Here is a 20,553-nt window from a genome sequence, read left to right as displayed (position 1 = left end):
TTTTATTGTGCTTCGTACGTGATTCCAGCTGGGTCGTACATATACGTCTCAAGCTCGGTATCGGTCATCGGTTCGACTTCATTCCCGGCATCGGCCTGTTGGACGCGATAACGGACTTCTTCGAACAACGGCTCGTTCAAGAAGTAATAGAAATGACCGTCGACACCGCGGGCCCCTTCACCGGTCAACTGATATTGAACCGTGTTGTTGAGGGCGCCGACGTCCTCGATTAAACGCATATAGTCGTTCGGACCGAGCGTCGTCTGCATGTTGTCCCCGACTGCTTTCAACACTTTGTCGTAGTTGTTGATGAGCGACGTGCCGAGCGCTTGGTCAAGGACGGCATTGATGACTTCCATCTGACGCTGTCCGCGACCGATGTCTCCGCGTGGGTCGTCATAACGGTTACGGACGTAAGCAAGTGCCTCTTCGCCCGATAACTGTTGAAGCCCTGCTTCGACTTGGACGACTTCGCGTGAAGCGTCGTAACTCTTCTGTTCAGACGAGAATGGGACGTCGATTTCGACCCCGCCGACGGCATCGATGAAGTCGACGAACCCTTGGAAGTTGAGGGAGACGACGTGGTCGATGTCGATGCCGACCAAGTCTTCAATCGTGTTCGTCGCCATCCGCATGCCGTTGTTCGGGTTCGATTCATCCATCGACCCGAAGTAATAGGCGTGCGTGATTTTGTCTTGATCGAGACCCGTCTTACCGTACGGGATATTGAAGCCCGTATAGTCGATGTTGACGTACGAGTCACGCGGGATGCTGAGCATCGTCGTCTGTTTGTTTTTCTTGTTCAGAATGACGACAATCATGACGTCAGACCGACCATACTCGCCGCGCGCTTTCTTCTGCGGGGACAAGTCCGTCCCGAGCACGAGGAAGCTCTCGGTATCCTCTTTATCAAATCGAGTCGGTTCGATAGTCGGATCATCCTCAAGCGTCACTTGAGTACCTGACAGCATGTTATGCGCTTTATAAAAAGCCGTTCCATACATGCTTGAGCCAACGATGACGGCAATCAATACAAGGGCGCTGAACAGCTTATAAAACGCAGACGGGCCTTTGCGCCGTCTACGAGCTTGGGTTCTTGAATTCATGAGTTTCTCCTTCGCGATCGAATGATATGAGCCTCACCTATTATAGAGGAAACCTCGACTTTTGTCGAAAACGTTTTGATTACAAATCCATTTCCATACAATTTCCCACAGTTAACGAGAAAAAAACCTGGAGACACTTGTCTCCAGGTCATCAAGCTCGAATCGAAAAGAATCGGTCGGCCGCTTCACTGCCACGCGCCTGTAACACATTGCTACAAGCCGAGGCCGCCTCGGCATCGAGCACGATGGTCACACTTGGATGCGCCTGTAAGATGGAAGCCGGCCAGTCAATCGTCGGCACGCTCTCAATCATGTGATGCACGGCTTCGGCTTTACGGGTACCGGTCGCGACGAGGACGATCTCGCGTGCGTTCATAATCGTATCGAGTCCCATCGTGATGGCCTGCGTCGGCACGTCTTCGATTGAATCGAAGAAACGGCGGTTCGCTTCACGCGTCGACTCGGTCAGTTCGGTCACATGCGTCTTCGCATCGAGCGCGGTACCCGGCTCATTGAAGGCGATATGTCCGTTCTCTCCGATGCCTAGCAATTGCAGGTCGACACCAATCGAGCGGATGAGCTGTTCATAGCGGGCCGCTTCCGCTTCCGGGTCGGCCGCGTCACCATGAGGCAGATGGCTCTGTTTGAATGGGATGTCATTGAACAGCTTCTCTTCCATGAAGTGATGATAGCTTTGCGGATGGCTCGGTGCGAGCCCGATATACTCATCTAGATTGACGCTCGTCACGTGACTGCAGTCGAGTTGATCTCGTTTGAACATCTGATACATCCCGACCGGTGTACTGCCCGTCGCGAGTCCGAGCACGAAATCGCGCTTCCCGGCGACCCGTTCCTTGATGAGTGTATATGCGATTTCTTCTGCGTCCGTCGGTGTGTTCGCCACTAATATGTTCATTGCATGTCCTCCTTCGAATAACTGACCTGTCCTTGATGAATCGTTGTCACGACCGTCATCGCGTCATCCCAAATGACGAGATCCGCGTCGAAGCCAGGCGCGATGGCCCCTTTGTTCGTCAAACCGAACTCACGCGCTTGGTTCGCCGACGTCATCTTCACCGCTTCTTGCACCGTGCATCCCGTGAACGCGATTACGTTGCGGAACGCCGCGTCCATCGTCAAGACGCTGCCGGCCAAGTTACCGGCTTCGAGTCGAGCCGCCCCGCCTTCGACGATGACCGGTTGACCCCCGAGTTCATAACGGCCGTCCGGAAGACCTTTGGCGCGCATCGCATCTGTAATGACGACGAGACCGTCCGCCCCTTTCATGCGATAGGCGAAGTCGATCATCTCGCGCCGGCTGTGAATCCCGTCTGGAATGATTTCAACCATGACGTCCCGCTCCAACAGACAATAGCCGACCGTTCCCGGCTCCCGATGATGAATCCCTCGCATCTGATTGTATAAGTGCGTGCCATGCTTGACGTTCGCTTCCTTGTTCTCGGCAAACGTGGCGTTCGTGTGTCCGGTCGATCCGATTGCACCGGTCTCACCCATCACCTGTTCAAGCTCACGTGCTCCCGGACGTTCCGGCGCATACGTGACGAGGCGAATGTGACCGCCCGCTTCCTGTTGCCATGTGCGGAATTGACTTGCATCGGGATCGATAATATATTCGGCCGGCTGTGCCCCCGCATTGTCGACGTTGACGAACGGTCCCTCTAGATGGATGCCGACGAGTGCCGCGTCTCCCGCCTCGATGACAGTCCGGGCTGCTTGCAGCGCCTTCGTAATGGCAGTCGGTGACTGTGTAATCGTCGTCGCAAAATAAGACGTCACACCTTCAGCGAGCATCGAACGGCTGAGATGACGTAGTCGATCCACGTCCGCATCCATCGTATCGACGTCGTAACCTCCATGAATGTGGACGTCAATCATGCCTGGCGTCACGAGCGCCCCGTGAACGTCAATCTCTTTATTTGTTCCTGCCTGATAGTCCTCCATCGCACCGACGCTCACAATCGTCGTGCCATCGAACTCGATATAGCCTCGTTCCCACGTTTCGTCCCCCGAAACGATGTGTGCATTGATGATCACCATAATCGGTCATCCACCTTTCTTCAAGTAGCTTCATCGTTATCATATCAAAAACCAGTATAGTTGTATAGACCAATTCAACTGACTAATAAACTCTATTTCCCCAATTCTTTGCCCGTCCTGTTTCCCCCTCAAACAACAAAAAAGGCTGACGCCGTAGCGTCAACCTGTCTTGTTTAGGATGTTTCGTTCGTAATCGGTTGGGCCTCATACCGTTTGACGATATGGATGAGACGCATGACCAGCAACACGGCTCCGGCCGCTAGACCCGCAATCAAACCAATCCAATAGCCGTCCGGTCCGAAACCGAACCTTTCGGCGAGCGTATAGCCGAGCGGGAGGCCGATGACCCAATAGGCGATGAGCGACAAGATGAGCGTCACGTTGACGTCCTTGAACCCACGCAAAATCCCTTGAATCGGGGCGGCTACCGCATCCGACAATTGGAAGAAGACCGCGAAGATCATGAAGTGGGCCGCGAGTTCCACGACGGCCGCGTCGTTCGTATAGATGGCGGCGACCCGTTCATTCTGCCAAAACAAGAGCCCACCGGAAAAGAGCGACACAGCCAGGCAGAGCACAATGCCGATTTTGGCGTAGCGCACGGCGTCTTGAAGCCGCCGGGCCCCGAGCTCATAGCCGACGACAATCGTGAGCGCGCTCGACGCGGACAACGGCAACATATAGACGAACGAAGCGAAGTTGATGGCCGCTTGGTGGGCCGCGACGATATTGTCTCCATATTCACTCAAGAGCAACGTCACCGCCGCAAAGATGCTCACTTCCGCAAAAATGGCGAGACCAATCGGTGTCCCGAGCTTGAGCAGTTCTTTCTGTCTCGGCCAGAAGATACGCTCCACTGAGCGCAAGAAACGATATTCAAGGAACGGCTTGCCGTTCCGGACAAACGCGAACGCCATAAAGAAGAGCAGCCAATACGTAATGGCCGAGGCGATTCCCGCCCCGACACCGCCATACGCTGGGACGCCGAGTTTTCCAAAGATGAAGATGTAATTTAATCCGACGTTAATGGGTAACCCTAATAGTATAAGCAGCATCGAGATTCGTGTCTTGCCGAGTGAGTCCATGAGCGTGCGTAGCACGTTGAACAAGAACATCGGCAACACCCCGAATCCGAGTGCGAGCAAATACCCTTTGGCAATCCGTTTTCCTTCCTCGCTCAGTCCCATGCCGTCGACAGCCGTCGGCACGAGCCAAAAGCCGAGGACGAGCGTCGCGATGCTTAAACCGATTGCTAAGTACACGCCTTGGTACAGCGTCCGTTGAATTTGTTGGATATTACGGGCACCAAGCGCCTGAGCGACAATCGGTGCGACGGCGAGCAGAATCCCGCTCAACCCCGTATACACCGGCATCCATAAACTCGACCCGACACCGACACCCGCCAAATCGACGGCGCCGGCTCGGCCCGACATGACTGTGTCAAAAAAGCTGATTAAGTAAAAGGACACTTGTGTCACCAAAATCGGGAAGAAGATGGTGAAGAACAGTTTGATTTTTTCATTTAGTGAATGTGTTTGATACATGGGCAACCTCATCTCATTTCAGAAAGGAAAAATTAGAATGAATCAACGGAATGCGGAAAAATTAAAATATGAGCTGTTAGAGACGTGGAATACGTTCAATCATTACATGACCGAAGCGCTGACGTTTCAAAACAGCGAAGATATCCATCAAGCTCGGGTCCACTTGCGCAAGCTATTGACGTTCATCCAATTGTACGACACGAAGCCCTCGACGTATCGTCAATTAAAGCAGTTGATGGAGGCGCTCGGTGCGGTGCGTGACGGAGACGTCCTGCTTGAAGGGCTCGCCGTCGAGACCGAGCTCGATCAAGCTTTTGTTGAGCATGTCGAAACACAACGGGCCAAGGACCGCACGCTGTTGAAAGCGCGTGTGACCGAAAAAATGACGCCTTCGCTCGACCAGCAAGTCCGTCGCTTCATTGGCGGGCAGCTGTTCCGCGCCTTTCGCAAACAAGACGCGGCGGTGTTTCTCGATAAAGCCAAAGCCGACCGCAAGCGCCGCATCGCGACCTATCACGCAGCGACGAAACGGAACGACCGGCTCGATACCCTCCACAAAGTCCGGCTCGCCGTGAAGCGGGAGCGCTATTTAAATGAGTACTTATTGAACTATGAGCCGAGCGCCTCAAAAGACCAAGTTCAAAAACTGAAGCGGCTCCAGACCGAACTTGGTGATATGAATGACCGGCATCAGCTGTTGTTGCGCTGGACCGATTTCACGCCGCCAGCCGCCTTGACCGACGACTATGAACAAGTCGTCCAGCAATTGCACACCCGGCTCGACGAATCGGTCGACGCCATCAAGCTTTAGCGCGACGTGTAGCGTTCGACGAGCAGTTCGAGCAACTTCATCCCAGCAATCGAGTTCCCTTTTGAATCGAGGGCAGGCCCAAAAATACCAAAGCCGACATCACTCAATCCGAGCTCGTGTTTGCCGGTCGCAAGAATCGCACCCGACACCCCGCTCTTTCCGGGCAGGCCGACACGGACGGCAAACTCACCCGATGCATCGTACATGCCGCACGTCGTCATGATGGCTTTGACGATACGGACGACACGACGTGGAATCAACTCTTCGCCGGTGACCGGGTCTTCTCCGTTACCTGATAGAATCCGGCCGATGCGAGCCAAGTCAAAACAATCGATTTCGATGGCACACTGTTTCGTGTACACATCGATAATCTCATCGACATCGCCCTCGACGATTCCGTGATGGCGCATGAAATAGAGCAAGGCCCGGTTCAAGTCGGTCGTCTCGTATTCCGAGCGGGCGACTTTTTCGTTATACGTGACTTCCTCGACCGGGACATCGAGCAACGTCGCCAAAAATTGACGGAACTGATAGATTTTCAGCTCCGCCGTGTCCCCTAAAATCATGCTCGTGACCGCGAGCGCCCCGGCGTTAATCATCGGATTGAGCGGTTTCGATGGCACCGTCTCTTCGAGTTTGGCAATCGAATTGAATGCATCCCCCGTCGGTTCCATACCGACTTTTGAGAACACGTAATCTTCTCCGAACTCCATCAAGACGTAACAGAGCGTCAACGCCTTCGAGACGCTTTGAATCGTGAACTTATGATGGACGTCCCCCGCATGAATATAAGAACCATCAGGTAGGCAAATCGCCACGCCGAGCAAATCATCTTGTACATGCGCGAGCTCCGGAATATAGTCGGCGACTTTTCCTTGTGCTGTGTACGGACGACACTCGTCGACCAAATGCGCCAACTGCTGTTCCAATACGTTCATCCAATCACCCCATGTCCGATAGTTTTTACCCGGGTCATCTTAACATATTTGAAGACGGTTAACCATCAAGTGGACCGTCTTCCTTGTCCGGCTTATACCATTCCTCGTCGGCCCATATGACCGGCGGGCTGTCCTCGTCACCTTCGAGCTTCTCGCCATGCCGATTCATCGAGACGATGAACGCGATGATGCCGACGACGACGACCGCGGCCGTTATCCCGAACCAAACCATAGGTGGTCCTCCTTCCAATCGTGACGAATTTGTCTTGAACCGTGTGAGACTTATCCTATGTCTACGTCAACATTCTCGGTACCGTTAGTAGGAATACTACATAGAAATGGGTGAATGGATTGAACAAGATTGCAATCATCGGTGGAGGGATTACTGGCATGGCTGCCGCGTATTATGCGAAACAGGCGGGAGCGCACGTCACATTGTATGAAGCAAGTGACCGGATTGGCGGAAAAATCAAGACCGTTTATCGGGACGGCTTCGTCTTAGAATGTGGGCCGGACGGATATATGGCCCGTAAGCCGACATTGACCGAGCTGATCACCGAACTTGGGCTTGACGACGATCTCGTCCGGTCGATGACCGGGACCTCGTACATTTACGTCCGGAACCGACTGCGACAGATGCCTTCAGGTTCGGTCATGGGCATCCCGACCAAGTTCTGGCCGATGGTCAAAACGGATCTGTTCACGTGGCGCGGCAAGTTTCGGGCCGGTATAGATCTCGTGTTACCCCGCGTCTATGCGGGATCAGATATCTCGCTCGATACGTTTTTTCGGGCCCGGCTCGGGTCGGAAGTCGTCGAGGCGATGATCGAACCGCTCCTGTCAGGGATTTACAATGGTACGCTCGACGATATGAGCATCGAGTCTACTTTCCCTCAGTTTATCACGATTGAACAAAAAACACGCAGCCTGATTCTCGGTATGAAAGCATTGACACCTCCTGTCCAAGCCGGTGTCAAACCGCGCGAGGCTGGTAAATTTTTATCGCTCGGCCAAGGGCTTGGTGTCTTGATTGAGGCGCTCCGTCCATCGATTGATCGCCTCTGTCTCGAGACACGAGTCGCGGCAGTCCGGCCCCATGAAGTGGTGCTCGAGGACGGAAGGGTCGAGTCGTTTGACGGCATCGTGTTAGCCACCTCGCCGAACGCCCTCGGCCCGCTCCTCGGTCTCCCGGAAGCGGAACGGTTGTCGTCATTGAAACGCACGTCTTCCATCACCGTGCTCGCGGCGTTCGAGAAAGCAGACGTCGAGGCACTCGACGGGACGGGCTACGTCATCGCCAAAGGCGAAGGCAACGCCTTGACCGCTTGTAGCTGGATGCATAAGAAATGGCCGCATATGGCACCCGAAAACAAGGCGCTGTTACGCGTCTACATCGGCTCCGCGTTCGTTCCCGACTTGTTGACAGAATCCGACGACACGATTGCCGACTTCGCGCTCCGTGAACTTCGGAAAATTCAACACGTCGGTACCCCGATCTTCACGAGAGTCGAGCGTCACGTCGACACGATGCCGCAGTATGAGGTCGGTCATAAACAATACGTGCGCGCGTTCGAGGAGACGATGTCCTCCCTCGACGGCGTCGAAGCTTGCGGGGCGATTTTACACGGCGTCGGTCTCCCTGACTGCGTCGACTCGGCCAAACAAGCCGTCACACGCATCACGGCAAGACAGGCGGTGTCCGTATGAAACGAATCGACTACAACGAGAATCCGTTCATCGTCATTTGGGAAGTGACACGCGCCTGTGCGCTTTCCTGCGTCCATTGCCGGGCCGAGGCCCAGTTCCATCGTTATCCGGATGAACTCGACACCGCCCAAGGTAAGGCGCTCATCCGCGACATACATGCGATGGACAATCCGATTCTCGTCTTCACCGGGGGCGACCCGCTCATGCGCGAAGACTTGTTCGAGTTGACGGCATACGCCGCCTCGCTCGGCATGCGCGTATCGATGACCCCATCGGCAACGCCACGCGTGACCCATGACGCCGTCAAACGGGCGAAAGATGCCGGATTGACGCGCTGGGCGTTCTCGCTCGACGGTCCGGACGCCAAGTCGCACGACTATTTTCGGGGTACCCGCGGCAGTTTCGAACGGACGTTGCGCGGTATCTCTTACTTCCGGGAAGAAGGCATGTCATTCCAAATCAATACGACGGTCACGGAATATAACGTCGATCAACTCCCGGAAATCGCCAAACTCGTCGGTGAGCTCGGGGTGTCGGTGTGGACGCTGTTCTTCCTCGTTCCGACCGGCCGCGGGTCGCTCCTGCAGCCCATCTCTCCGGAACGGCATGAAGATGTGCTCCGCTGGGCGTTCGCCTTGCAAGAACACGTCCCATTCATCATCTCGACGACCGAAGCCCAGTTTTATCGGCGCATCGCCCGGCAAGAAAACTTGAACCGAAAACAAGTTGGATTGTCACCCATCGGCCATCCGCATGACGATCTCGCCAAAGCACCCCGCGGCACGAATGACGGGAACGGTTTCGTGTTTATCTCGCATACGGGCGACGTGCAGCCGTCCGGCTTTTTACCAATCACGTGCGGCAACGTGAAACAGACACCGCTCGCCGAGATTTATCGGCACCACCCGGTTTTTAAATCACTACGCGATCCCGATACTCATCACGGAAAATGCGGCTACTGCGAGTATCGTTACGTCTGCGGCGGCTCGCGGGCCCGAGCTTATGCCGTCACCGGCGACTATAAGGCCGAAGAACCATACTGCATCTATCAACCCGCACCCGTCTCCTAAACAAAGAGCGCCGGCATCAGCCAGCGCTCTTTCAATGTTTAATGCGTCACCGTTGCGGGACGAAGCGTCAGCTCGTCGTTCTCGACATCGATGACGACCGTCTGGCCGTCCTCGATGTCTCCGGCGAGGATGCTACGGGCGAGTTTCGTCTCAATCGTCCGTTGTACGTACCGGTTGATCGGACGGGCCCCGAACTGTGGCTCATACGCCTCGTCGGCGATGAACACTTTCGCGGCATCCGTGATCTCGATTTGAATCGAGCGCGCCGTCAAGCGACTACCCATGCGCGCGACTGCTTTTTCGACGATTTGGCCGATTTGGGCCCGCGTGAGCGGATGGAACAAAATCGTCTCATCGACCCGGTTCAAAAACTCGGGACGGAAGTGGCGACGGAGCCGCTCGATGACTTGGCGTTCTTCCGCCTCATCGATGACACCATCTTTCGCCGCTTCGAGCAAGATGTCGGCCCCGATGTTCGATGTCATGATGACGATTGTGTTTTTGAAGTCGACGACGCGTCCGTGCGAATCGGTCAAGCGACCATCATCGAGCAGTTGCAGCAAGATGTTGAACACATCGGCGTGCGCTTTCTCGACCTCATCGAGCAGGAGCACCGAGTACGGGTTGCGGCGGACCGCTTCCGTCAACTGGCCACCCTCTTCATAGCCGATATAACCCGGAGGTGCTCCGACGAGACGCGACACGGCGTGTTTCTCCATATACTCGCTCATGTCGAGACGTACGATATGGTCTTCCGAGTCGAACATCGCCTCGGCGAGCGCTTTCCCGAGTTCGGTCTTCCCGACACCGGTCGGCCCGAGGAAGAGGAACGATCCAATCGGACGGTTCGGATCTTTAATGCCGGCTCGAGCCCGAATGACGGCATCACTGACGAGGCGAATCGCATCGTCTTGTCCAAAGACACGTTGATGGAGCACCGTCTCGAGGTTGAGCAACTTATCTCGTTCTCCTTCGGTCAATTTCGTCACGGGAATGCCCGTCCATTTCGAGACGACCTCGGCGATCTCTTCCTCGGTCACTTCTTCGCGGACGAGTTCACGTGTCACCGAACCGGCGAGCCGTTCTGCTTCCGCGAGTTCACGCTCGAGTTCCGGGATACGGCCATATTTGAGCTCGGAGGCCCGGTTCAAATCGTAGCGGCTCTCAGCTTCTTGCAGTTCGAGCTTCACTTTTTCTAAGTCGCCACGGATGTGTTGCACTCGGTGCGTCGACTCTTTCTCGTTCTCCCAGCGGAGTCGGAGCGCGTCCGACTGTTCGCGAATTGAGGCGAGTTCTTGTTGCAGCGCATCGAGTCGTTTCTTCGAGGCGTCATCACTTTCTTTCTTCAAAGCCGCCTCCTCAATCTCGAGTTGCATGACGCGACGTACGAGTTCATCGAGTTCGGCCGGCATCGACTCCATCTCCGTCCGAATCATCGCACACGACTCGTCGACAAGGTCAATCGCCTTGTCCGGCATGAATCGGTCGGTGATGTAGCGATTCGATAAGACTGCCGCTGCGACGAGCGCGTTGTCGTGTATGCGGACACCGTGGTGAATCTCGAAGCGTTCTTTCAAACCTCGCAAAATCGACACCGTGTCTTCGACGTCCGGTTCGTTGACGAGCACTTGTTGGAAGCGGCGCTCAAGTGCCGGGTCCTTCTCGATATATTGGCGATACTCATCGAGTGTCGTCGCGCCGATGCAGTGGAGTTCGCCGCGGGCGAGCATCGGTTTGAGCATGTTCCCGGCATCCATCGCCCCTTCGGACTTGCCGGCTCCGACAATCGTGTGCAGTTCATCGATGAAGAGGATGATTTTCCCTTCCGCTTCTTTCACTTCGTTCAAGACAGCTTGGAGCCGCTCTTCGAATTCGCCGCGATATTTGGCCCCGGCGACGAGCGAACTCATATCGAGGCTGAAAATCGTCTTATCTTTCAAGCTTTCCGGAACGTCGCCGCGAACGATGCGTTGGGCGAGCCCTTCGACGATTGCCGTCTTCCCGACACCCGGCTCCCCGATTAAGACCGGATTGTTTTTCGTCTTCCGGCTCAAGATGCGGATGACGCGCCGAATCTCGCTATCGCGCCCGATGACGGGATCGATTTTCCCGGTCTTCACTTCTTGAATCAAGTCGCGGCCATACTTCGTCAAGACATCATACGTCGCTTCCGGCGACTTCGACGTGATGCGCCGATTTCCGCGGACGGCGACAAGCGCCTCGCGTAGTTTCTCTTCGGTCACACCTTTGCGCTCGAGCATGCTTTGCGCTTGGCTCTTATTCATAATGATGCCGAGCAGGACGTGCTCGACCGAGACGTACTCGTCACTCATACCGGTCGCTTCCCGTTCCGCCGTCGTCAACACGTTCAACAGCGAGGCCGAGATCATCGGCGTCGTCGGCGTCTGAAGCTTCGGTGCGTTCTTGAGTGCCATCGCGACCTCGGCCTCGATGTCGGCGACGCTCAATTCCATTTTTTGCAGTAGGAGCGGCGCGATGCCGTCCGTTTGTGAAATCATCGACGCCAAGACGTGCCATTCGTTCATCTCGCTATGGTGGTACTGTTTCGCAAGTGCCTGCGAACTGACGATGCCTTCATGTGCTTTATCGGTAAATCGATTGAAATCCATTTTGCTTCCTCCTTAGGCTCAACGTTCGAGTTGTTCGTAAACAGATCGGTGGCCGGCGTCTAGCGGCAAGTCGACTTCGAGTTGGACGAAGAGATCCGACCGGACTTTCGAGGCGGTCATGAACCCGCGCCCTGGGATGCGCATCCGTTGACCCGGGCGTGACCCCGGTTTCACTTTCAGTTTGACCCGGCCACCATCTAATGTCGCCACGACGACTTCTGTGCCGTCGAGGAAAGCGAGCGGGCGCAACCGTTTGACGGTAATGACGTTCGCTCCTTCTCGACGGTACGTATCATCATCCGTGAAATGCAGCTCGACGTACACGTCGCCGCGGTCACCCGCTTGTCCGACCTTGCTACTCTTACCTTTGAGCCGTAACTTTTGCCCTTCGTGGGCGCCTTGCGGGATTTTCACGTTGACCGTCCCCGTCTGGAGACGCAGACTCACTTTGGAATCAGACGTCAATTGACTGAGTGGGACGTTGACACGGACCGTCTCATCGAGGTCTTCTTCGACCGCTTGATTAAAGAAGCTGCCGAACATGTCCTCGAACCCGAACGTCCGCGACGTTGTCCGTGACCCGCCGCCAAACTGGCGGAACAAGTCTTCGAACTGGGCCGACCCTTCCCCATATCCGTCGCCGCTGTAAGTCCCTCCGCCGAACGTCGGCCCTTCTGGACTGCCATAGCGGTCATAGTTCGCTTTCTTATCGGGATCGCTCAGCACATCGAACGCTTCTTGGATCGCTTTGAACTTGTCCTGTGCGTCCGAGTCTTTGTTCACATCCGGATGGTATTGTTTTGCCAGTTTTCGATACGCTCGCTTAATGTCTTGGTCGGACGCCTCTTTCGGCACGCCAAGGACGTCATAATAGTTTTTTGCCATCTCGTTTCACCTCACCTATTTCTTACCCGATTCTGTTAAGTCTATTCTACCGATTTGGTCAAAGAAGGTCAAAGAATTTCCTCGTTACTTAGCATACGAAAAAAAGAAGGCATCCGTTTCATCACGATGCCTTCTTACGATTAGAAATATACTCTTGGACTGTCCATGCCTTCTTCGAACACGATGGTCACTTCTTGTTGGCCACCGAGTGAGGTGACGTTAATGCGGACCGGTACGTTCCGGTTGTACTCCCACCGGTTCTCGAGCAGACCGACGACGTGTTGGGTGAACCCGACGAGCTCGGCCCGGCTATAAAACTGGATTGGGATGTCGATTTCGATTCGTGACAACTCGCCGTTTTGATAGAAGCCCTTCCCGATCATTCCGCTGAAATCCGGGAACACATCGGCAATCCGATCACTGAAGAGGGAGAACTTTTGGGCATCGTCGCGCACTTCTGTCGTCGCCGTGGCGGACGGGAAGTAATAATATGTCTCATCGATGGCGGTCCAGTCGTTTGCCGCCACTTCATTAGCTGAGCCGACGAATGCCGATTTGATATAGTTCCCTGGTGTCGGTGAACCTTGCGGCGCTTTCATATACAACGCGACGTTAATATCGAGGTCTTTAAAGTCCTCACGTTTCCGCAACTGGGCGACGAGTTCATTCGCCATGCGTTCTCCTTCAGCGATGACTTTCTTTTCGTCCAACTTTTCCGTATACGTCGGACCGAAATTCGGAGCCTGGAACACGTACTCTTGATTCAAAATCAAGGCGAATGACACACCGCCGAGTTGATACCCACTATCCGTTTTCGTCATATAGTTTTGTTCGACAAGCGATGCCAAATAGAGTGGCGACTTTTTATTCCCCTCGACGAACTGGTCTTCGGCCACTTCGGCCGTGCCGTTCGCATACGCCGGGTTAAGCGGGACGAGACCTTCTGACGTTTTGTCTTTACGGCCAAGCAGACGCGATACATCTTCACTCGTCAATAGCTGCCCTTCTTGATAGGCGTACTTCTCCGGATCGAACGCGCCGGTCGAATGGCGCATGAGGCCGAGTTCCACTTCTTCGAGCTCGAGCGATGAGCTGACTTGACGTTGCGCCAGCCCTCTGGCCGCAGCCGGTTTAAACGGAATGACCATCTGGTAATATGAATCACGCGCTTGAATCGCTTGCGTGACCCCTTCGGCTGCCGTCTCTTCGCCTGTCGGTGTGACTTCTTCTTCCCCCATCGGGATTTTCATAGAGCACCCACCGAGAAAAACCGTTGCGGCGAGAGCTGGGATGAGCATTTGTTTCCATTTCATCTATGTCAGAACTCCTTTAATGATTCGTTTCGTTACACTTTGTCCATTATAACAAAATCATCCGTTGAAAAAAGTGTCGAAGCGGAATCAGTGCCAATTCACAGCAAAACACCCTTCAACTCGAGTTGAAGGGTGTCCACGTCATGCTTTCGGGGATGGGCGACGTCGATGCGTCAAGAACAAGAGACCGAGCACGATCAAGACGAGTCCGAGTACCGTTCCCCACGTTTTGGTCGTGCCTGTCATCGGGAGGGTCGCTTGGTCTGGCGTCACCGGAGTCGTCGGTTCCGGCACATAAACCGATTCATCTTGGTCATCACGGTTATCGTCGTCCGGTTTTGGAAGGCTTTGCTTCACGTGCACGGTCGCCTCGACCGTCCGCGACACGCGCACCTCACGATTGACTTCGAACGTGAACGTCGTCCGGTTCGTGAGCACTGCGCCGGCCCGCACATCGTAAGATGGCAAGAGTACTTTCTCCATCTCGAGTACGACCTCTTCGCCTGGGACTAGTCCGTTCTCGACTTCAGCCAGGGCACGCATTCCGTCTCGAAGCGTCTCGGTCGTCTCGCGCTGTTCTTTGGTCGTCAACGACCCGCTCGTCCATTCGTCGAGGACGTCGACGAAGTACAACGTGACGTTCGACGTGTTCGTGATTGTATACGTATAGCGAATCGCCTCACCTGGATGCACCGTCTCGGGACGCGCCATCTTCGTGACGGTGAAGTCGGCTTGATTCAATAAGACGATTTGTTGACTCTCGGCATCGATGATCCGACCGTAAGCATCGGTCGCAGCGACGCGGAACACGTTCCCGATTTCAGGGGCGCTCGTCCAATCGTAATCGGTTGGAATCGATAAGTTGACGGTCGCCTCGACTCGTTCCCCAGCGAGAAGCCCATCATCGCCGACGAGTGCCAATAAGCGCTCGCGGACGTTTGCATTAAACGTATCGACCGCCTTGGCGTCGATGTCGCCGCTAAAGAACTCATCTTCGATGGACGTGATTGTGAGCGCCGTCTCGCCTGTATTCTCGATGACGAACGTATACGGAATCATCCCACCGACGACGGCTTGGTCAATGTTTGCCTCTTTCCCAACCTCAAGGCCAATCGTCTCGTTCGGTACGACCGTGACGCTCGCTTCCTTACAAGCTGACGGGACAGCCTCGTCTTCGACACCGATACAGAACGTATTCGTCACGACGGTCTCACTCGTCACGTCTGGTGCGAACGTGTCGAATTGAATCGTCGTCGTCCCGACCGGTATCGTCGGGAACGTCCATTCAAATGCAGGCAGCCCACTCACGGTCGTTGGAGCGACCGAGCCTTCCGGACCGAGCACTTCGACCGAATCCGCGACGACGGTCAACGCTTCGGGCACCGTGTTGGTCACAGACAAGTTCTCAATTGGAGCGCCCGTCACATCGATGACGAGCCGATGTGTCACTAAATCTCCGCTTAACACACGCTCGATTGGCCCATCGGCACCGAGCACCAATTGCTCGATGGCAACTGCCGGATTAGCGGAGGGTGCGACCACTTCTTCTGTGACAGGTTCCTCTGGTGATGGCTCTGGATCAACGAGCGGAGGCTCGACCGGTGTGTCGACGTCTGGAACGGTCTCCGTCCCATCATCGCCCGGTTCGCTTGACTCACCTGCAAGCTCCTCCATCTGAAACGCATAGACGGCGTTCGGAAATGAATAAGGAACACCGGCTTTATCATACAAGGTGACTTGATCGATCGTCGTCAAGTCGACCTCTGTCGCATCAATCATGAACCGCCAAATCGTTGACGTCTCACGCGCCCCGTAATACGTGACGTCCGCGTAAATCAAACTCGCGTCATCGTACGCTTCGATTTCTTCAGGGCTCAAATCAATTTGTGCATAAATTGGCGTAGGTGTCATTGTCGTGTTGGCGTAACTTCCATGCGGTGCCCACATGCCAATCAATACGAGGACGAATGTGATGAGTGCGATGAAACGTCGGTTGGTGCGTTGCATGATGGTCCCCTCCTCTAAGGTGTGACGAACGTCTGCGATGACACGCTCCGGCACGGGAGAGGGATGGAGGATGAGTGTGCGCGAGTCGTGGTGTAAGGTCTTGGTGTCGAAAAGTATTTGTAGATACTAATCATTACCCGTCCCATGAGGGCACGAATCTGCTCGAAAACGGAAACGTTTGAAAATCAGGTCAATGAAAAAAGGCCCTCCCTACGGAGGACCTCGTTCAAGATCGGTCGGCTAAGAAGGCGAGCAACGCTGCCTCATCCCACACTTCGATGCCAAGTGACTCGGCTTTCGTCAATTTCGACCCTGCCTTCTCGCCGGCGATGAGGAGGTCGGTGTTCTTGCTGACGCTGCCTGTGACGCTTGCACCGAGTAGTTCAAGTTGCTTACCGGCCTCGCCACGCGTCATCTCATGCAGTTTCCCGGTCAAGACGACTGTCTTCCCGGCGAGCGGCGCATCAGCGTCAGCGACCGGTCGTTTCGCACCTTTGAACGTCAGATTGACACCTGCAGCGCCGAGGTCACGGACGAGGTCACGAGCTTCCGGCTTCTCAAAGTATAAGACGATCGATTCAGCCATCTTCGTACCGATACCATCGATTGACGTCAACTCGTCGACGGATGCCTCCATGACCGCTTCCATCGTCTCGAACCGTTCCGCAATCAACGCGGCCGCTTTTTGTCCGACGAGGCGGATACCGAGCGCGAACAAGACGCGCTCGAGCGAGTTCTGTTTCGACTGTTCAATCGCCGCGAGCAAGTTCGTCACCGACGTTTCACCCATCCGGTCGAGTGCGAGCAGCGCATCCCGGTCGAGACGATATAGGTCGGCCACGTTATGGACGAGGTCAGACGCATGGAGTTGCGTAATCACTTTCTCACCGAGCCCATCGATATTCATCGCGGGGCGCGATACGAAATGAATCAGCCCTTCGAGCAGTTGGGCCGGGCATTCCGGATTGACGCAGCGGTGGTCCGCCTCGCCCTCCAACCGGACGAGTTCAGATTCACAAGCTGGACAATGCGACGGGAAGACGATTTCCTTTTCCTCCCCGGTCCGCTCACTGACGAGCGCCGAGACGACGGCCGGGATCACGTCCCCCGCTTTCTTGATGACGACACGGTCTCCGATGTGAAGGTCCTTCTCTACAATGAAGTCCTCGTTATGGAGCGTCGCATACGTCACGGTCGACCCTGCGACCGAGACCGGTGCGAACCGCGCACGCGGCGTGACTTTCCCGGTCCGCCCGACACTAAAGTCGACGTCTTCAATCGTCGTCACGACTTCCTCGGCCGGGAATTTATACGCGACGGCCCAACGCGGACTTTTCGCCGTGAAGCCGAGCTGTTCTTGCTCTTCGTAAGCTGCGACTTTGATGACGATGCCGTCAATCTCGTACGGCAACTCCGACCGCTTCGTCACATACGTTTCAATATAGTCCCATAACTCATCGGCCGTATGACACGTCGTGTATTCTTGGCTGACGGCAATCCCGAGACGGCGCAAATATTCGAGCGACTCGTCATGCGAGGCGACGAGATCGTCCGTCGAGACGAGCCCGTAGGCGAAGAATGCCAAATTCCGCGACGCCGCGATTTTCGAGTCGAGCTGCCGGAGCGAACCTGCCGCCGCATTGCGCGGGTTGGCGAATAGCGGTTCGCCGAGACGTTCCCGCTCGTCGTTCAAATGTTCGAACGATCGTTTCGGCATGTACGCCTCACCGCGCACCTCGAACGTGACGTCCTCGTTCAACCGGAGCGGAATCGAGCGGATTGTCTTCAAATTTTGCGTGATGTCTTCCCCAGTCGTCCCGTCCCCGCGCGTCGCGCCACGGACGAGCCGACCCTCTTCGTATTTCAGCGACACGGCGAGCCCGTCAAACTTGAGCTCGGCGACGAACAGCGGACTGTAGCCGAGATCTTTCTCAATCCGTTCGACCCATTCGACGAGTTCTTCTTTGGAGAAGACGTTCCCGAGCGACAGCATCGGCGTGTCATGTGTCACTTTGACGAACGCATCGAGCGGGACGCCGCCGACACGTTGCGTCGGTGAATCCGGACTCCGGAGTTCCGGATAGTCCGTCTCGATTTCAATCAATTCGTTCATGAGACGGTCGTATTCCGCATCCGGGACACTCGGTCGGTCGAGCACATAATATTCATACCCGTATTGATTTAACTTTTGACGAATCGCTTCAACGCGTTCTGCCATCTCCATATGATCACCTCACGCTTTTTCGATTGGGGCAAACTTGGCGAGCAGGCGCTTGATGCCGACTGCCGGGAAAGCGATATCGAGCTCGAGCTGATCGCCTTCGCCACGCGTCTGAACGACCGTGCCTTGTCCCCATTTCTTATGATTGGCCTTGTCCCCAACGTTCCAACCGATTGATTCGGCGCCGGACGACTGGGCAAGTTTTGGTTTCGGTTTCGAGCTGAAGCCGTTCACAGGAAGTTTCCCCGGCGACTCGACTGGATTCCATGGCATCGGCTTCTTCGCTTTGCCCGAGCGCTCCAAGAGCGTCTCTGGCAACTCGTGCAAGAAGCGCGACTCCGGGTTGTTTTGGAAACGCCCGTACAACATGCGGGACTGGGCCCGTGTCAAATAGAGACGCTTCTCGGCCCGCGTGATGCCGACGTACGCGAGACGGCGTTCTTCTTCCATCTCCTCCGGGTCGTTCAACGCGCGGCTGTGCGGGAACAACCCTTCTTCCATCCCAATCAAGAAGACGACCGGGAACTCGAGTCCTTTGGCCGAGTGCAGCGTCATGAGCGTGACTTGGTGCAACTCGTCGACTTCTTCGAGCGAATCGAGATCCGAGACGAGCGTCAAATCTGTGAGGAAGGCGACGAGCGTCTGCTCGTCACTCTCTTTCTCGAAGTTTTGGGCGACCGAGAGGAATTCTTGCAAGTTCTCGAGGCGACTCTCGGCTTCGAGCGTCTTCTCGATTTTGAGCATCTCTTCGTAGCCTGACTTCTTCAACACTTCTTCAATCAATTCCGAGATGGACAAGTAGTCGGCCATTTGACGCAAATCGACCATCAATTGACGGAACTCGGCGAGCTTCGTCGCTGTGCGCGGCGCAATGCCCGACAGTTCGATGTCACGAATCGCTTCCATGAGCGACACGCCTTGCATCCCGGCGAAGTCGCCGAGCTTATCGACCGTCGCGGCGCCGATGCCGCGCTTCGGTTCGTTGACGACACGGACGAATGAGATGTCCTCGTCCGGGTTGGCGATTAAGCGCAAATACGCCAAGATATCCTTGATTTCTTTTCGTTCATAGAACTTCGTCCCGCCGACCATCTTATACGGGATGTTCGACTTGAGGAGCATTTCCTCGAGTCCACGCGATTGGGCGTTCGTCCGGTACAGGACGGCCATCTCGCCGTAATCGATACCTTCTTGGCGGAGCTCCTTCATCTGATTGATGATGAAGAACGCTTCATCCCGGTCATCCGAGGCGACATGCAAGAGGAGTTTCTCGCCTTCGACGTTCTCGGTCCAAAGCTGCTTGTCTTTTCGACCCGAGTTGTTTTGAATGACACCGTTCGCCGCTTCCAAAATCCGCTTCGTCGACCGATAGTTTTGTTCGAGCAAGATGACATGCGCGCTCGGGTAATCCTTCTCGAACGTCAAGATGTTGGCGATATCGGCACCGCGCCAGCGATAAATCGACTGATCCGAGTCACCGACGACACACAAGTTCTCATGTGCCTGCGCGAGCAACTTGACGAGCGTGTATTGGGCCCGGTTCGTATCTTGATACTCGTCGACGTGGATGTATTGGAATTTCTTCTGATAAAACGCGAGCACGTCCGGCGCTTCTTGGAACAACTGAATCGCCTTCATGATCAAGTCGTCAAAGTCGAGCACGTTGTTTTGCTTTAATTTCTTCTCATACGCCGTGTAGACGTCCGAGATGACTTTCTCGTACGGGTTGTTGCTGACGAGTGCGGCCGCGTCTTGTGGCGTGCGGAGCTCGTTCTTATGGTTCGAGATCATACCGAGGAGCGTCCGCGGCTCATATTTTTTCGGGTCAAGGTTCAACTCTTTAAGCACTTGTTTGATGGCCGTCAACTGATCGGACGAGTCGAGAATCGAGAAGTTCCGGTCATAACGGATGCGGTCGATGTCGCGCCGTAAAATCCGGACGCACATCGAGTGGAACGTCGAAATCCAAATATCGTCCGCGACGCCACCGACGAGGCGGGCGATCCGGTCTTTCATCTCGCGGGCCGCTTTGTTCGTGAACGTAATGGCGAGAATGTTCCACGGCGCGATTTGTTTCGACGCCATCAAGTAGGCGACGCGATGCGTCAAGACACGTGTTTTCCCAGACCCTGCTCCGGCCATGATGAGCAACGGGCCGTCCGTATATTTGACCGCCTCCGCTTGCGGAGGGTTCATGCCTTTGACTAATTCTTCACTCAAGTTATACATAATCGTTTCCTTTCCCTATCCAAACATTTGTTCT

Annotated in this window: 15 protein-coding genes; 3 read left to right on the top strand and 12 right to left on the bottom strand. The window is 55.1% G+C overall.

The features are described from left to right. Nucleotides 1-2 precede the first annotated feature (2 nt). From KNP80_RS06230 to KNP80_RS06215, 4 genes are all read right to left on the bottom strand, one after another. Entirely contained in the window at nucleotides 3-1,106 is a 1,104-nt protein-coding gene (locus tag KNP80_RS06230; RefSeq protein ID WP_214719805.1) for an LCP family protein, read from the bottom strand. A gap of 151 nt (nucleotides 1,107-1,257) precedes the next feature. Then, nucleotides 1,258-2,022: a glucosamine-6-phosphate deaminase gene (gene nagB, locus KNP80_RS06225; RefSeq protein WP_214719804.1), complete on the bottom strand. Its 765-nt coding sequence runs from the start codon at nucleotides 2,020-2,022 to the stop codon at nucleotides 1,258-1,260. Then, complete coding sequence (nagA, locus tag KNP80_RS06220) at nucleotides 2,019-3,164, bottom strand: N-acetylglucosamine-6-phosphate deacetylase (protein WP_214719803.1); 1,146 nt, start codon at nucleotides 3,162-3,164, stop codon at nucleotides 2,019-2,021. The genes nagB and nagA overlap by 4 nt, the downstream gene beginning before the upstream one ends. Before the next feature lie 173 nt (nucleotides 3,165-3,337). Next, a complete protein-coding gene (locus KNP80_RS06215) occupies nucleotides 3,338-4,708 on the bottom strand; it encodes an MATE family efflux transporter (RefSeq protein WP_214719802.1) in 1,371 nt (456 codons plus the stop codon). 37 nt (nucleotides 4,709-4,745) lie between these two features. On the opposite strand from KNP80_RS06215, the gene KNP80_RS06210 reads away from it, so the two are divergent. Next, nucleotides 4,746-5,519, top strand: coding sequence for a CHAD domain-containing protein (locus KNP80_RS06210; protein ID WP_214719801.1), 774 nt, complete (start codon nucleotides 4,746-4,748; stop codon nucleotides 5,517-5,519). On the opposite strand, the gene glsA is transcribed toward KNP80_RS06210, so the two are convergent. Both glsA and KNP80_RS06200 read right to left on the bottom strand, forming a co-directional pair. Beyond that, nucleotides 5,516-6,457, bottom strand: coding sequence for a glutaminase A (glsA, locus tag KNP80_RS06205; RefSeq protein WP_021065217.1), 942 nt, complete (start codon nucleotides 6,455-6,457; stop codon nucleotides 5,516-5,518). The two genes, KNP80_RS06210 and glsA, sit on opposite strands and share 4 nt — an antisense overlap. Before the next feature lie 58 nt (nucleotides 6,458-6,515). Beyond that, nucleotides 6,516-6,689 carry a hypothetical protein gene (locus KNP80_RS06200; protein WP_214719800.1) on the bottom strand — a complete coding sequence of 58 codons (174 nt, stop codon included), beginning with the start codon at nucleotides 6,687-6,689 and terminating at the stop codon, nucleotides 6,516-6,518. A gap of 110 nt (nucleotides 6,690-6,799) precedes the next feature. Here KNP80_RS06200 and hemG point away from each other — a divergent pair, with 110 nt between their 5' ends. Both hemG and KNP80_RS06190 read left to right on the top strand, forming a co-directional pair. Then, the gene (gene hemG, locus KNP80_RS06195; protein WP_214834244.1) at nucleotides 6,800-8,164 is read left to right on the top strand and encodes a protoporphyrinogen oxidase; all 1,365 of its coding nucleotides are present in this window, start codon (nucleotides 6,800-6,802) and stop codon (nucleotides 8,162-8,164) included. Next, nucleotides 8,161-9,234: a TIGR04053 family radical SAM/SPASM domain-containing protein gene (locus KNP80_RS06190; RefSeq protein WP_214834241.1), complete on the top strand. Its 1,074-nt coding sequence runs from the start codon at nucleotides 8,161-8,163 to the stop codon at nucleotides 9,232-9,234. The genes hemG and KNP80_RS06190 overlap by 4 nt, the downstream gene beginning before the upstream one ends. Before the next feature lie 38 nt (nucleotides 9,235-9,272). Here the strand turns inward: KNP80_RS06190 and clpB are convergent, their stop codons facing one another. The 6 genes from clpB to pcrA all read right to left on the bottom strand — a co-directional run bounded on the left by clpB (nucleotide 9,273) and on the right by pcrA (nucleotide 20,519). After that, nucleotides 9,273-11,864 carry an ATP-dependent chaperone ClpB gene (clpB, locus tag KNP80_RS06185; RefSeq protein ID WP_214719797.1) on the bottom strand — a complete coding sequence of 864 codons (2,592 nt, stop codon included), beginning with the start codon at nucleotides 11,862-11,864 and terminating at the stop codon, nucleotides 9,273-9,275. 18 nt (nucleotides 11,865-11,882) lie between these two features. After that, nucleotides 11,883-12,749 (bottom strand): DnaJ C-terminal domain-containing protein, encoded by an 867-nt coding sequence (locus KNP80_RS06180; RefSeq protein ID WP_214719796.1) that lies wholly within the window; start codon nucleotides 12,747-12,749, stop codon nucleotides 11,883-11,885. Between the two features lie 140 nt (nucleotides 12,750-12,889). Further along, complete coding sequence (locus KNP80_RS06175) at nucleotides 12,890-14,062, bottom strand: CamS family sex pheromone protein (RefSeq protein WP_214719795.1); 1,173 nt, start codon at nucleotides 14,060-14,062, stop codon at nucleotides 12,890-12,892. A gap of 141 nt (nucleotides 14,063-14,203) precedes the next feature. Next, nucleotides 14,204-16,069: a DUF7507 domain-containing protein gene (locus KNP80_RS06170; RefSeq protein ID WP_214834395.1), complete on the bottom strand. Its 1,866-nt coding sequence runs from the start codon at nucleotides 16,067-16,069 to the stop codon at nucleotides 14,204-14,206. Between the two features lie 226 nt (nucleotides 16,070-16,295). Further along, on the bottom strand, nucleotides 16,296-18,293 hold the full coding sequence (ligA, locus tag KNP80_RS06165) for an NAD-dependent DNA ligase LigA (RefSeq protein ID WP_214719794.1): 1,998 nt from the start codon (nucleotides 18,291-18,293) through the stop codon (nucleotides 16,296-16,298). Nucleotides 18,294-18,302: 9 nt separating this feature from the next. Further along, complete coding sequence (pcrA, locus tag KNP80_RS06160; RefSeq protein WP_214834237.1) at nucleotides 18,303-20,519, bottom strand: DNA helicase PcrA; 2,217 nt, start codon at nucleotides 20,517-20,519, stop codon at nucleotides 18,303-18,305. Between the last annotated feature and the right edge of the window lie 34 nt (nucleotides 20,520-20,553).

The sequence above is a fragment of the Exiguobacterium sp. E4787 genome, assembly GCF_018618375.1.
Taxonomy (GTDB): Bacteria; Bacillota; Bacilli; order Exiguobacteriales; family Exiguobacteriaceae; genus Exiguobacterium; species Exiguobacterium chiriqhucha.
The sequence above is the reverse complement of the archived record's forward strand: the minus strand, read 5'-3'. Positions and strand labels throughout refer to the sequence as shown.

Coding starts and splice junctions, on each gene's coding strand:
- KNP80_RS06230 (WP_214719805.1), bottom strand. CDS start 1,106: ATGAATTCAAGAACCCAAGCTCGTAGACGGCGCAAAGGCCCGTCTGCG.
- nagB (WP_214719804.1), bottom strand. CDS start 2,022: ATGAACATATTAGTGGCGAACACACCGACGGACGCAGAAGAAATCGCA.
- nagA (WP_214719803.1), bottom strand. CDS start 3,164: ATGGTGATCATCAATGCACACATCGTTTCGGGGGACGAAACGTGGGAA.
- KNP80_RS06215 (WP_214719802.1), bottom strand. CDS start 4,708: ATGTATCAAACACATTCACTAAATGAAAAAATCAAACTGTTCTTCACC.
- KNP80_RS06210 (WP_214719801.1), top strand. CDS start 4,746: ATGAATCAACGGAATGCGGAAAAATTAAAATATGAGCTGTTAGAGACG.
- glsA (WP_021065217.1), bottom strand. CDS start 6,457: ATGAACGTATTGGAACAGCAGTTGGCGCATTTGGTCGACGAGTGTCGT.
- KNP80_RS06200 (WP_214719800.1), bottom strand. CDS start 6,689: ATGGTTTGGTTCGGGATAACGGCCGCGGTCGTCGTCGTCGGCATCATC.
- KNP80_RS06190 (WP_214834241.1), top strand. CDS start 8,161: ATGAAACGAATCGACTACAACGAGAATCCGTTCATCGTCATTTGGGAA.
- clpB (WP_214719797.1), bottom strand. CDS start 11,864: ATGGATTTCAATCGATTTACCGATAAAGCACATGAAGGCATCGTCAGT.
- KNP80_RS06180 (WP_214719796.1), bottom strand. CDS start 12,749: ATGGCAAAAAACTATTATGACGTCCTTGGCGTGCCGAAAGAGGCGTCC.
- KNP80_RS06175 (WP_214719795.1), bottom strand. CDS start 14,062: ATGAAATGGAAACAAATGCTCATCCCAGCTCTCGCCGCAACGGTTTTT.
- KNP80_RS06170 (WP_214834395.1), bottom strand. CDS start 16,069: ATGCAACGCACCAACCGACGTTTCATCGCACTCATCACATTCGTCCTC.
- ligA (WP_214719794.1), bottom strand. CDS start 18,293: ATGGAGATGGCAGAACGCGTTGAAGCGATTCGTCAAAAGTTAAATCAA.
- pcrA (WP_214834237.1), bottom strand. CDS start 20,519: ATGTATAACTTGAGTGAAGAATTAGTCAAAGGCATGAACCCTCCGCAA.